The following is a 13140-nucleotide window of genomic DNA, read 5'->3' on the forward strand; positions in this document are numbered from 1 at the left end:
ATAATATGAAGAAGATTATCAACCCATGGAAGGGACTGGAAGGGTATAATTGTTTTGGCTGTGCTCCAAATAATGAGGCAGGTGTCAAAATGGAGTTTTATGAAGATGGTGATGAAGTAGTGAGTATTTGGAAGCCACGTCCGGAATACCAGGGCTGGATTGATACACTGCATGGAGGAATTCAATCCGTATTACTGGATGAAATATGTGCCTGGGTCATTCTTCGGAAGTTACAAACGACGGGAGTAACTTCGAAGATGGAGACACGTTATCGCAAGTCAATCAGTACAAAAGATTCACATGTGGTACTGCGAGCGTCTATTCGTGAAGTAAAGCGCAATATTGTATTGGTAGACGCAAAACTCTATAATGAGGCGGGCGAACTGTGTACGGAAGCACTTTGTACATATTTCACTTTCTCACAGGAGAAGTCGAGAGATGAAATGCATTTTCTGGCGTGTGAAGTAGAACCTGAAGAGATCCTTCCTTTAATTTGAAATTAAAATCGAACTTTTTGTGATAATTGTTTGGAGGTTTGAATGGAATGCTTTACTTTTGTCGCTGTAAAGAACAAAAATATGAAATATACTACACATCATCATCATCATTTTCCTAACGAATAACTCGGTGGGCGTGTATGATATTGTGTATATATAATATAAAAACGAGGCTTGCCGATGAGGTGAGCCTTTTTTATTTACGATTTATCTATTTACGATTAGACGATTGGTAAATGCAGGTAAACGTAATAAGTAAAAGTAATTTCAACCGTCAATCGTCAATAGAATTATGGGTTTATTAAGAATTGCAGTACAAGCTAAGGGTCGTTTGTTTGAAGAGACAATGGCTCTTTTAGAAGAATCAGACATTAAATTGAGCGCAACAAAACGTACATTGTTGGTGCAGTCATCTAATTTTCCAGTAGAGGTGTTGTTCCTCCGGGATGACGATATTCCTCAGTCGGTAGCTACGGGGGTGGCAGATTTGGGTATCGTAGGAGAGAATGAGTTTGCTGAAAAGGGAGAGGAAGCAGAAATTATTAAACGCCTCGGTTTCAGTAAATGCCGTTTGTCACTGGCTATGCCAAAGGATATAGATTATCCGGGTGTGGAGTGGTTTAATGGCAAGAAGATTGCCACTTCTTATCCGGTGATTCTGGAGAAGTATATGAAGGAGAAAGGGGTAAGTGCAGAAGTACATGTCATTACCGGTTCGGTGGAGGTAGCTCCGGGCATTGGGTTAGCAGATGCTATTTTTGATATTGTTAGCTCAGGTTCTACACTGGTGAGCAATCGCTTGAAAGAAGTGGAAGTAGTAATGAAATCAGAAGCACTGTTGATTGGTAACAAGAACATGTGTGATGAGAAGAAGGAGATTTTGAATGAGTTACTGTTTCGTATGAATGCTGTGAAAACAGCAGAGGATAAGAAATATGTGCTGATGAATGCTCCGAAGGATAAGTTGGAGGAGATTGTAGCTGTACTACCTGGTATGAAGAGTCCGACGGTGATGCCACTGGCGCAAGAGGGTTGGTGCTCCGTGCATACGGTGCTTGATGAAAAACGCTTCTGGGAGATTATCGGAAAACTGAAAGCACTGGGAGCTGAGGGGATATTGGTGTTGCCGATAGAGAAGATGATACTATGATAGGGTGTACTTTTCTTTCGCCTTGATGCGAAAGAAAAGATACCAAAAGAAAGAATCAAGGCTGCATTTTTTCTCCTACTCACTTCCTTCGTTCCGCTAAAGGGGCTCGAACTCGCTTCGCTCAAACAATCGCCCCTTTTTGACGCTTCACTGCGGGCGTTCGCTTGACGGAGAAAAAATGAGGCCGGAGGCCGTTCATCAACGGATACTGAGGTTTAGGAAGGAGAAGAGATGTGTGATATATAAAGTAAATATATTACAATATAATTAAGCTTATATAGTATACTTCTTTAGTTACAACAAGCATTGTATGCTATCATCCGAATGGGTCCCCCGGCCTCATTTCCGCAGCGTCAAACGGAACGGAGGTGAAAAACGTAAGAAGGGGCGATTGTCTGAGCGAAGCGAGTTCGAGCCCCTTTAGCTTTTCACCATAGTGCAGTAGCGGAGGAAATGCAGCCTTGATTTTTTCTTTTGGTATCTTTTCTTTTGCATCAAGGCGAAAGAAAAGTACATCCAAGACAACATAACATTATAAACTAATAAATATGAAACAAATAAAATATCCTTCAAGAGAGCAGTGGACCGACATATTGAAACGTCCTGCACTCAACACGGAGAGCCTTTTTGATACGGTACGCGGCATTATCAATCGTGTTCGTGCTGAAGGAGATGCAGCCGTGATAGAGTATGAAGCTACTTTTGATAAAGCAATTCTGACATCACTTGCTGTGACGGAGGCGGAGCTGGCAGAAGGTGTTGCTTTGGTCAGTGAAGAGTTGAAGGCAGCTATCTCTTTAGCCAAAAAGAATATTGAGACCTTTCATGCTTCACAACGTTTTGTAGGGTGTAAAGTAGAGACAATGGAAGGGGTGACTTGCTGGCAGAAGGCGGTAGGCATAGAGAAAGTAGGTCTATATATTCCGGGAGGTACAGCACCGTTATTCTCTACTGTATTGATGTTGGCAGTTCCGGCCAGGATTGCCGGATGTAAAGAGATTGTACTTTGTACTCCACCTGATAAGAATGGAAAAATCCATCCGGCTATTCTTTTTGCAGCGCAAATGGCGGGAGTAAGTAAAATATTCAAAGCCGGCGGAGTACAAGCTATTGCAGCTATGGCTTATGGTACGGAAAGCGTACCTAAAGTATATAAAATCTTTGGTCCGGGTAATCAGTATGTCACAGCAGCCAAACAGTTGGTTAGCTTGCGTGATGTTGCCATTGATATGCCGGCAGGTCCTTCGGAAGTAGAGGTCCTGGCAGATGATTCTGCTAATCCGGTATTTGTGGCTGCCGATCTGCTTTCACAGGCAGAGCATGGAGTAGATAGCCAGGCAGTACTGATCACGACTTCTGAGAAGTTACAGGATGATGTGATGAAAGAAGTGGAACGACAGTTAGCGGAACTGACACGTCGTGAAATTGCGGAAAAATCTCTTGCCAACAGTAAACTCATTCTGGTGAAAGATATGGATGAAGCATTAGAACTAACTAACGAATATGCTCCTGAACATCTGATTATAGAGACGGAAAATTATAGGGAGATAGCAGAACGTGTAATCAATGCCGGTTCTGTGTTTTTGGGATCATTTTCACCTGAGAGTGCCGGAGATTATGCTTCGGGAACCAATCATACGCTGCCGACCAACGGTTATGCAAAAGCATACAGTGGTGTAAGCCTGGATAGTTTTATCCGTAAGATTACGTTTCAGGAAATCCGTCCGGAGGGTATGAAGGCTATTGGACCGGCTATTGAAATAATGGCAGCCAATGAACAACTGGATGCTCATAAGAATGCTGTATCTGTCCGCCTGAGAGATATCAATTGTAAATCGTAAAATAAATATCCGCATGAAAACATTGCAAGAATTAACCCGTCCGAATATCTGGAAGCTGAAGCCATATTCTTCAGCAAGGGATGAATATAAAGGGGCCACTGCCTCTGTATTTCTGGATGCTAATGAAAATCCATATAACTTGCCCCATAATCGTTATCCGGATCCATTGCAGTACGAATTGAAAAAAGATTTGGGAAAGCTTAAAAAAGCAGCCCCGGAGAATATCTTTCTGGGAAATGGTAGTGATGAGGCTATTGATCTTGTATTTCGTGCTTTTTGTGAGCCGGGTAAAGACAATGTAGTAGCTATTGACCCTACCTACGGCATGTATCAGGTATGTGCCGAGGTGAATGATGTAGAATACCGTAAAGTATTGCTGGACGAGCATTTCCTGTTTTCGGCCGATAAGTTATTGGCAGCTACAGATGACCAGACAAAGCTGATTTTTCTTTGTTCACCCAATAATCCGACTGGCAATGACCTGCTGCGTTCGGAGATAGAAAAGGTGTTGAATAACTTTGAAGGACTTGTAATACTGGATGAGGCATATAGTGATTTTTCGGAGGCCCCTTCTTTTCTTGCCTGTCTGAAGGAATATCCCAATTTGGTGATACTTCAAACGTTCTCTAAGGCATGGGGATGTGCTGCTATTCGCTTGGGTATGGCTTTTGCTTCGGAAGAAATTATTTCTATTCTTAATAAAATCAAGTATCCGTACAACGTCAATCAACTGACACAGCAACAAGCTATACAGATGTTACATAAACATTATGAGATAGATCGTTGGGTGAAGGCTTTGAAGGAAGAACGAAAAGAGTTGGAAAATGCTTTTGCGGAATTGCCTTGTGTGCTGGAAGTGTTCCCTTCGGATGCAAATTTCTTTCTGGCCCGTGTGACGGATGCTGTGAAGATTTACAATTATCTGGTAGGAGAGGGCATTATTGTTCGCAATCGCCATAATATATCACTTTGTTGCAATTGCCTTCGTGTGACGGTAGGTACACGTGCTGAAAACGGAAAGCTGATAGAGGCGTTAAAGAAATACAAATAATTATTCAATGTGCCAATTGGCTGCACTATAGAAATAGGCTGCATGGTAATTGGCACATTATTATATTATCATTTCCATGAAGAAAAAAATATTATTTATTGATCGTGATGGTACGCTTGTTATTGAGCCTCCTGTAGATTATCAGCTTGATTCATTGGAGAAACTGGAGTTTTATCCTAAAGTGTTCCGCAATCTTGGCTTTGTGCGTAGCAAGCTCGATTTTGAATTTGTTATGGTCACCAATCAGGATGGTTTGGGGACTGATTCTTTCCCGGAAGCTACCTTTTGGCCGGCTCACAATCTAATGTTGAAAACTCTGGTGGGTGAAGGTATTACTTTTGATGATATTCTGATAGACCGTAGCTTTCCCGAAGAGAATGCCCCGACTCGTAAACCGCGTACCGGAATGTTGACTAAATACATTGATAATCCGGATTACGACCTGACAGGGAGTTTTGTGATTGGTGATCGCCCTACCGACGTCGAACTGGCCAGGAATCTGGGATGTCGCGCTATTTATCTGCAAGATTCTTCAGAGCTACTGAAAGAGAAGGGTTTGGAAGAGGTCTGTGTACTGGCTACTACTGACTGGGATAAAATAGCTGAGTTTCTTTTTGCCGGAGAACGTAAAGCAGAGGTGAGGCGTACTACAAAGGAGACGGATATCTTTGTTTCTCTGAATCTGGACGGTAATGGTACTTGTGATATCTCTACAGGACTTGGCTTCTTTGATCATATGTTGGAGCAGATAGGTAAGCATTCCGGTATGGACCTCACTGTTAAGGTGAAAGGGGATCTTGAAGTAGATGAACACCATACTATCGAAGATACGGCTATTGCTTTGGGTGAATGTATTTATCAGGCATTAGGAAGCAAGAGGGGAATTGAACGTTATGGTTATGCTCTTCCTATGGATGATTGCCTTTGTCAGGTATGCCTTGACTTTGGTGGACGTCCCTGGCTGGTATGGGATGCAGAGTTTAAACGTGAAAAAATAGGAGAGATGCCTACTGAAATGTTTCTCCACTTTTTTAAATCTCTGAGTGATGCTGCAAAGATGAATCTAAACATCAAAGCCGAAGGGCAAAATGAACATCATAAGATTGAAGGAATATTCAAAGCATTGGCTCGTGCGCTGAAAATGGCTTTGAAGCGGGATATTTATCATTTTGAACTTCCCTCAAGTAAAGGGGTGTTGTAGTAGTGATAAGTGATTAGTGAGTAGTGATTAGCACGATGCAGCGTAATAGCGCAGCTCACTACTCACTACTCACTAATCACTCTTTTTCAATTTCCTTCAGCCATGCTGCTGCCGAAGCATCACTTGGCATGCGCCAGTCGCCACGTGGACTGATAGAGATACTTCCTACTTTAGGACCGTCGGGCAAACAGGAACGTTTGAACTGTTGGTTGAAGAAACGGCGGAAGAAGATGAGTAACCATTTCTTGATCGTCTCTTCATCATATACTTCTTTGAATGCCAATGAAGCCAGCATGAATATCTTTGACGGACGAAAGCCGAAACGCATGAAATAATAGAGGAAGAAATCGTGCAATTCGTACGGACCTACCAGATCCTCTGTCTTTTGTTTGATATCTCCATTTTCATCTGCCGGAATTAATTCGGGGCTAATAGGTGTATCTACAATATCGAGTAGAGTAATACATGATGTTTCGTCTACTTCGTTTTCTGCTACCCACTTTACCAGATATTTCACCAGGGTTTTAGGAATACTTCCGTTTACACCGTACATCGACATGTGATCGCCGTTGTATGTAGCCCATCCTAAAGCCAGTTCTGATAAATCACCTGTTCCGATTACCATTCCTCCTGTCTGGTTGGCTATATCCATCAATATCTGTGTGCGTTCGCGTGCCTGAGCATTTTCGTAAATTACGTCGTGTACATTGATGTCATGGTTAATGTCCTTGAAGTGTTGAATACATGCTTCTTTAATACTGATTTCCCGTAAGGTAATGCCGAGTGAGTTCATGAGAGAGATGGCATTGTGATAAGTACGGTTGGTTGTACCGAAACCCGGCATGGTGACACCAATAATATTTTTGCGGGATAAACCTAATTTATCGAAGGTTTTGACACAGACAAGTAGGGCAAGTGTAGAATCCAACCCTCCTGAGATACCAATTACGGCAGTTTTAGCTCCGGTGTGCACAAGACGTTGTGCAAGTCCAGCTACCTGTATTGAAAATACTTCTTCACAACGTTCATTCAATGCTGCTCCTTGTGGGACAAATGGATGCCTCTCAAATGTACGTGTCAGATTTAGTTCTTTACTGTTTACAAACTCCGTAGCAATACGTACTGGCTTTTTATCTGCCGGAATGTTTCCTTTACTTGCTGCAAATGTTGTATTAATACGCCGTTCGGCACGCAGATATTCTACATCTATTTCGCTAATAATCAATTGCTCTTCAAAACTGAAGCGGTCATTGTGTGCCAATTGGCTACCATTTTCATAGATAAGCCCGTTTCCGGCAAAGACTACATCGGTAGTAGACTCTCCGAATCCGCAGGAAGAGAATACATATCCCGAAATACAACGTGCAGATTGTTGGCTGATAAGCGAACGGAGGTAACTGTTTTTACCTATCCCTTCATTGTCGGCAGAAAGATTAAATATGATTTCGGCCCCTTGTAGCGCAAGTGTTGAGCTTGGAGGTATGGTAGACCATAAGTCTTCGCATATTTCAATCCCGAAAATAGTGTCTGATGTTTCGAATAACAGGTTTGTACCCATTGGGATGATTTGTCCGCAAAGCCGTACACTGGTTTCTGCTACTTGCAGAGCAGAGGTGAACCAACGCTGTTCGTAAAACTCTTTATAGTTGGGCAGATAGGTTTTGGGGACTACACCCAGTACTTTACCTTTTTGGATAACTACGGCTGCATTGATAACAGTAGAATTTACGATTACCGGCATTCCTAGAATAGAGATGATATCCAGTTGGCGGGTATTATTTAATATCTGCATCAGCGCCATTTCTGCTTCTTCCAGCAAGAGCTGTTGACCGAAAAGATCGCCACAGGTATAAGCGGTGATACACATTTCGGGGAAAGTGATAATCTGTACTCCTTTGCCATCTGCAACTGCTATCAGGCTTTCGAGTTGTTTGGCATTGAAATTACAGTCCGCTATTTTAACACGCGGTACTGCTGCTGCTACTTTTACAAATCCGTAGTTCATAATTGATAAATATTAAAATGTGATATATTAACACATTATTATTTGCGTTGCAAAATTAGGAAATTGTTTTGATATATTCGTTTGATAATATCTAAAAGGATATTCTAATTAATCTAATGCTTACAGACTACGCCTTGTCTTCTTGCTGCCAAGGCGTAGTCTATATACCTTTTCCGGTAAACAACCAGAGTACATTTAAACTGGTATATTCTGACTACCTACTACTAAAATCTGATTACTTACAAAAAATGTAGCTATTTTTTATAAAATTTATTGGCCAATTATTTGCAGAAATAAAAGAAACTCCTATCTTTGCTTCGAATTTAAAATTGTAATCATTACAATTTTGTATAAGCAGAGTCTATGAAGCCATATAACCGATTATTAGAGTACAACATAAAACCTTCCATGCAGCGTATTGCCATTATGGAGTATCTGATGGAACATCGTACACATCCGTCGGCTGATGAAATATATACAGCTTTATCTCCCTCAATGCCAACGCTTTCAAAGACAACAGTGTATAATACGCTGAAACTATTTGCAGAGCAGGGAGCAGCCCTGATGCTTACTATTGATGAACGTAATGCTAATTTTGATGCGGATACTTCACCGCATGCGCATTTTATTTGTAAGAGATGCGGAAATATATATGATTTGGAACTTCCTCTTGAAATAAAAGAGGTTATAGGACTTCAAATGGATGGGCACGAGATAACTGAAATGCATTATTACTATAAAGGAATTTGTAAGAATTGCTTAAAAAATATACGTATTGACTAATTAATTAAAATTAAAGACAAAATGAAGAAATTTAGATGTACTGTATGCGGTTACGTTTACGAAGGTGACGCAGCTCCTGAGAAATGTCCATTGTGTAAAGCACCTGCCAGCAAATTTGTAGAAGTTGTTGAAACTGAAGGTGGTGCACTTACTTTTGTTGACGAACACGTAATTGGTGTTGCCAAAGGTTGCGATGACGAAATGATTAAGGATCTGAACAATCACTTCATGGGCGAGTGTACAGAGGTTGGTATGTACTTGGCTATGAGTCGTCAGGCTGATCGTGAAGGTTACCCTGAAGTAGCAGAGGCTTTCAAACGTTATGCTTGGGAAGAAGCAGAACATGCTTCTAAATTTGCTGAGCTGCTGGGTGACTGTGTATGGGATACTAAGACTAACTTGGAGAAGAGAATGAACGCCGAAGCTGGTGCTTGCGAAGATAAAAAACGTATTGCTACCCGTGCTAAAGCATTGAATCTGGATGCTATTCATGATACTGTTCATGAAATGTGTAAAGATGAAGCACGTCACGGTAAAGGTTTTGAAGGACTTTACAATCGTTATTTCGGAAAGAAATAATAAATATATAGTTCACAAATGAAAGAAAGGCTTGTGTCTGTTTAACAGATGCAGGCCTTTTTTATTAAACTTTCTTAGAAAAAGATTGGAATCACTAAGATACGGTTATATTTGCGCATAAACTTTTAAAAACCACAGATTATGAGGAAAGTACAACTGTTATTATTGTGCCTGTTTATCTCAGTAGCTACATTTGCTGCTGATAAAGTGATCCGGTTGCCTAAACCGAATTTGAATCGTAATAGTGAAGTGATGGAAGCATTTGCCAACCGCCATTCTACGCGTGAATATGCTGCAAAAGCATTAACTCTTACTGATTTATCAGACTTACTCTGGGCTGCCAATGGCATAAATCGTCCGGAAGAAGGAAAACGTACAGCCCCTTCGGCTATGAACAAACAAGATGTAGATGTTTATGTAGTACTGCCCGAAGCTACTTATTTGTATGATGCGAAAGCACATCAGCTGAATCTGGTGGCTGAAGGAGATCATCGGGGAGTAGTGGCAGGAGGACAGGCTTTTGTAAAGTCGGCTCCTGTTTCTTTATTGTTGGTGAGTGACTTGTCTCGTTTAGGTGATGCCAAGAATACCCATACTCAGTTGATGGGGGCTATGGATACAGGTATTGTTTCGCAGAATATTTCAATCTTTTGTTCTGCTGTCAAATTAGCTACTGTACCGCGGGCCTCAATGGACACAGCTAAATTGAAAAGTATATTGAAACTGACCGATACTCAGTTACCATTGATGAACCATCCGGTGGGATATCATAAATAGTGATAAGTGATAAGTGATTAGTGCCATGAGGCTTATAGCGCAACTAACTAATCACTTATCACTAATCATTTATCACTGTTTCAACAAGAATTCGTCTATTGCCTTTTGGTAGGTGGCTTTATCTGCCGCACCACGGAAAAGCTGTGGTTCTCCATTCATTGGGATGAATACAAAGAGGGGAATGCTTGTTGCATTAAACAAAGCTGCCAATTCCTTTTCTTTATCCACATTAACCTTATAAATTACGATCTTGCCGTCGTATTCCTTTGCCAGCGACTTCATGATAGGGGCTGTCATTCGGCAAGGACCACACCAGTCAGCGTATAAATCAATGATGGCAGGTTTATTACCTTTGTATTTCCATTCTTTGGTGTTCTCGTAATCAAATACATCCTTAATGAACATATCTTTATTCATTACGATTACTTCACCGCTTTTTACCTCTTTACCTTGTTGATCTGCATTTATCTTGCTTCCATCATTGAAAGCGTAAACAATTACGCTGATCATGACAAAAGCTACCATAGCTAATACCTTCTTCATTCTTAATTTTTATGTGAATACTGTTCGATAACTCCTGTTAATTCACTGGCATGTATCATTCCGGAGTGACGCCACACAGCTTCTCCATTACTGAATAGTATGAATGTAGGTACGGCCTGTATACGGAATCTTGCTGCCAGTTGTTCATGTTGGTCCACATCAATCTTAGCGATGCGGGCTTTATCTCCTATCTTAGCTTTTACTTCTTCAAGAATTGGCTTCATAGCCTTGCAAGGACCACACCATTCTGCAAAAAAATCTACTAAAACCGGGACCGGTGACTGTATTAATTCATCAAATTTTTCCATAATCTTCTTTTCTTAAAATGAATTCCCAGCCTCTTCGGGCTGCGAATATAATTACTATTTTAGATATATAACGCCGAAAAGCTGATTTTGTTCATAAAATAGTAACTGTAAAGACATCCGCTTGTAATGTGAAATACGGACTTTTGCATATCGAAAAACTGAAATGTTATGCATTTACGCACGTATTATCCTACAGTTGTTCTTTCAGATATTCATCTGGGAACTCAGCACTCCAAAACAGAGGAGGTGACCCGCTTCCTTAAATCAATCAATTGTGACCGTCTGATATTGAATGGAGATATTATCGACGGGTGGCATCTGAAAAAAAGCGGCTTAAGTAAATGGAAGGCTAAGCATACGGACTTTTTCAAAGTTATCATGAAGATGATGGAGAATTTCGGTACACAGGTTATTTATGTTCGTGGCAATCACGATGATTTTCTTGATAATCTGGCGCCACTGAACTTTTCTAATATACAGATTGTTAAGGACTGCATCTACGAAAGTCACGGTAGACGTTATTATGTGACGCATGGTGACGTTTTTGATAGAATAACTACCCAAATGAAGTGGTTGGCTAAACTGGGCGATACCGGATATACATTTTTACTTTGGCTTAACAAAGTGTATAATGCCCGGCGAATGAAACAGGGAAAAACTTATTATTCACTATCCCAGTCTATCAAAAATAAAGTGAAATCAGCCGTTTCTTATATTTCTGATTTTGAAAAAGAACTGGTAATACTGGCAAAGGCCAGAAAGTGTGACGGAGTAATCTGTGGGCATATTCATCATCCTGCCAATACTTGTTATGATGGAATTCATTATCTGAATTCCGGTGACTGGGTAGAGTCACTTTCTGCATTGACAGAAGATGAGGAAGGAAATTGGAGTGTACGTTACTTTGATAATGTGCTGATGTCAGAAAAAGAGCAGGAAAAGGGGGAAACCAAACAAATAACAATAGCCTCATGAGATTTTTATTTATTGTTCAGGGAGAAGGGAGAGGACACCTTACACAAGCGTTGACTCTCGAAGATATGTTACGACGCAATGGGCACGAGGTAGTAGAAGTGCTTGTGGGTAAAAGCTCGTCGCGTACTTTACCGGGCTTTTTCAATCGGAATATAAAGGCTCCGGTGAAGCGTTTTCTCAGCCCTAACTTCTTGCCTTCGCCCGATAATAGACGTGCTAATTTGAAAAAAAGCTTTGCTTATAATCTTATACACCTACCGGAATATGTCCGTAGTATGTGTTATATAAACCAACGGATCAGGAAAACAGAGGCGGAAGTAGTAATCAACTTCTACGAACTTTTAACCGGACTTACCTATATGTTTTTCCGCCCTTCTGTTCCGTATGTTTGTATTGGGCATCAGTATTTGTTTTTGCACCGGGAATTTGAATTTCCGGAGAAAGATGCAGTTCAACTGTTTATGCTTCGCCTCTTTACGCGAATGACAAGCTTGAAAGCAAAGAAGCGTTTGGCTCTTTCTTTTCGCAAGATGTCCGAAGACAGAGAAAATAATCTTGTTGTAGTTCCTCCTTTGCTCCGGCAGGAGGTTACTGCCATTCGTCCCGAAGCGGGTAATTATATTCATGGTTATATGGTCAATGCCGGTTTCTCTGATAGTGTGAAAGCTTTTCATTCTGTTCATCCGGAAGTACCCTTACATTTTTTCTGGGACAAGGCGGATACAGCGGAGGTGACCTGGATGGATGAGACGTTGACTTTTCATCAACTCGATGATGTGAAATTTCTTAATTATATGGCAGGATGCCGTGCTTATGCCAGTACCGCAGGCTTTGAGTCTATTTGCGAGGCCATGTATTTGGGTAAACCCGTATTGATGGTGCCAGCCCATATTGAACAAGATTGCAACGCTTATGATGCAGTTCGTGCGGGTGCCGGTATTGTGAGTGACTCGTTTGCACTTGAACCCTTGCTTCGCTTTGCCGGCAAGTATTGTCCCAGCCGTGAGTTTATTTACTGGGCACGTAGTAGTGAACGTCATATTATCTGTGAACTCGAAAATCTGATTGATCATCAGTCAGTTGTAAATATACCAACACTTACTAATTATTTACCAATATGAAACTGAATAAAACAGATTATGTGCTTGAGCGCACTTCCGACGGAGGTTATTACGCCTGGCTTGCCGTGAATATTCAATGTAATGCGTATGGAGATTCTCCTGAAGAGGCAGTGGATAATTTGCAGCAATCAATGGAAGATTTACTTGATGAGATGTATTTGGTAGAAGAATTTATTTGACGATTCATTACCTGTTACTCCTTAAAAAAGTATACCTTTGGGGCATTACATTATACAAAATAGGGGTTAGCGGCATTATGAATACATTTCCTTCCGGAATTAAATTTAAATCTCTATGTTTGTTTCACAC

General features: G+C 40.9%; 14 protein-coding genes. 11 read left to right on the forward strand and 3 right to left on the reverse strand.

Going from position 1 to position 13140, the window contains the following annotated elements; all coding sequences use genetic code 11:
- Nucleotides 1–5 precede the first annotated feature (5 nt).
- From K8P02_RS04390 to hisB, 5 genes are all read left to right on the forward strand, one after another.
- Nucleotides 6–497: a PaaI family thioesterase gene (locus K8P02_RS04390; RefSeq protein ID WP_002561775.1), complete on the forward strand. Its 492-nt coding sequence runs from the start codon at nucleotides 6–8 to the stop codon at nucleotides 495–497.
- 292 nt (nucleotides 498–789) lie between these two features.
- Complete coding sequence (gene hisG / locus K8P02_RS04395) at nucleotides 790–1647, forward strand: ATP phosphoribosyltransferase (protein ID WP_002561774.1); 858 nt, start codon at nucleotides 790–792, stop codon at nucleotides 1645–1647.
- 548 nt (nucleotides 1648–2195) lie between these two features.
- A complete protein-coding gene (gene hisD, locus K8P02_RS04400; protein WP_223382063.1) occupies nucleotides 2196–3488 on the forward strand; it encodes a histidinol dehydrogenase in 1293 nt (430 codons plus the stop codon).
- 13 nt (nucleotides 3489–3501) lie between these two features.
- Complete coding sequence (gene hisC / locus K8P02_RS04405) at nucleotides 3502–4539, forward strand: histidinol-phosphate transaminase (RefSeq protein ID WP_025868164.1); 1038 nt, start codon at nucleotides 3502–3504, stop codon at nucleotides 4537–4539.
- 76 nt (nucleotides 4540–4615) lie between these two features.
- On the forward strand, nucleotides 4616–5740 hold the full coding sequence (gene hisB, locus K8P02_RS04410) for a bifunctional histidinol-phosphatase/imidazoleglycerol-phosphate dehydratase HisB (RefSeq protein WP_025868165.1): 1125 nt from the start codon (nucleotides 4616–4618) through the stop codon (nucleotides 5738–5740).
- Between the two features lie 76 nt (nucleotides 5741–5816).
- Here the strand turns inward: hisB and K8P02_RS04415 are convergent, their stop codons facing one another.
- A complete protein-coding gene (locus K8P02_RS04415; protein WP_025868166.1) occupies nucleotides 5817–7745 on the reverse strand; it encodes an NAD(+) synthase in 1929 nt (642 codons plus the stop codon).
- A 363-nt stretch (nucleotides 7746–8108) separates the two neighbouring features.
- Between K8P02_RS04415 and K8P02_RS04420 the strand changes: the two genes are divergently transcribed.
- From K8P02_RS04420 to K8P02_RS04430, 3 genes are all read left to right on the forward strand, one after another.
- Nucleotides 8109–8528, forward strand: a complete 420-nt coding sequence (locus K8P02_RS04420; RefSeq protein WP_025868167.1) for a Fur family transcriptional regulator — start codon at nucleotides 8109–8111, stop codon at nucleotides 8526–8528.
- 21 nt (nucleotides 8529–8549) lie between these two features.
- Entirely contained in the window at nucleotides 8550–9107 is a 558-nt protein-coding gene (locus K8P02_RS04425) for an NADH peroxidase (protein ID WP_002561768.1), read from the forward strand.
- 141 nt (nucleotides 9108–9248) lie between these two features.
- Complete coding sequence (locus K8P02_RS04430; protein ID WP_025868168.1) at nucleotides 9249–9884, forward strand: SagB/ThcOx family dehydrogenase; 636 nt, start codon at nucleotides 9249–9251, stop codon at nucleotides 9882–9884.
- Nucleotides 9885–9956: 72 nt separating this feature from the next.
- On the opposite strand, the gene K8P02_RS04435 is transcribed toward K8P02_RS04430, so the two are convergent.
- The gene (locus tag K8P02_RS04435; RefSeq protein WP_025868169.1) at nucleotides 9957–10427 is read right to left on the reverse strand and encodes a thioredoxin family protein; all 471 of its coding nucleotides are present in this window, start codon (nucleotides 10425–10427) and stop codon (nucleotides 9957–9959) included.
- A 2-nt stretch (nucleotides 10428–10429) separates the two neighbouring features.
- On the reverse strand, nucleotides 10430–10735 hold the full coding sequence (gene trxA, locus K8P02_RS04440; protein ID WP_007484901.1) for a thioredoxin: 306 nt from the start codon (nucleotides 10733–10735) through the stop codon (nucleotides 10430–10432).
- 168 nt (nucleotides 10736–10903) lie between these two features.
- Here trxA and K8P02_RS04445 point away from each other — a divergent pair, with 168 nt between their 5' ends.
- Genes K8P02_RS04445 through K8P02_RS04455 form a run of 3 tightly spaced genes read left to right on the forward strand, consistent with a single transcriptional unit; the run spans nucleotide 10904 to nucleotide 13010 of the window.
- Entirely contained in the window at nucleotides 10904–11710 is an 807-nt protein-coding gene (locus tag K8P02_RS04445; protein WP_007484902.1) for a UDP-2,3-diacylglucosamine diphosphatase, read from the forward strand.
- Complete coding sequence (locus K8P02_RS04450) at nucleotides 11707–12831, forward strand: glycosyltransferase family protein (protein WP_223382065.1); 1125 nt, start codon at nucleotides 11707–11709, stop codon at nucleotides 12829–12831. Before K8P02_RS04445 ends, K8P02_RS04450 begins: the two co-directional genes overlap by 4 nt.
- The gene (locus K8P02_RS04455) at nucleotides 12828–13010 is read left to right on the forward strand and encodes a type II toxin-antitoxin system HicB family antitoxin (RefSeq protein ID WP_007484904.1); all 183 of its coding nucleotides are present in this window, start codon (nucleotides 12828–12830) and stop codon (nucleotides 13008–13010) included. Before K8P02_RS04450 ends, K8P02_RS04455 begins: the two co-directional genes overlap by 4 nt.
- Nucleotides 13011–13140: the final 130 nt, after the last annotated feature.

This window comes from Bacteroides nordii, from assembly GCF_019930665.1.
Lineage (GTDB): Bacteria > Bacteroidota > Bacteroidia > Bacteroidales > Bacteroidaceae > Bacteroides > Bacteroides nordii.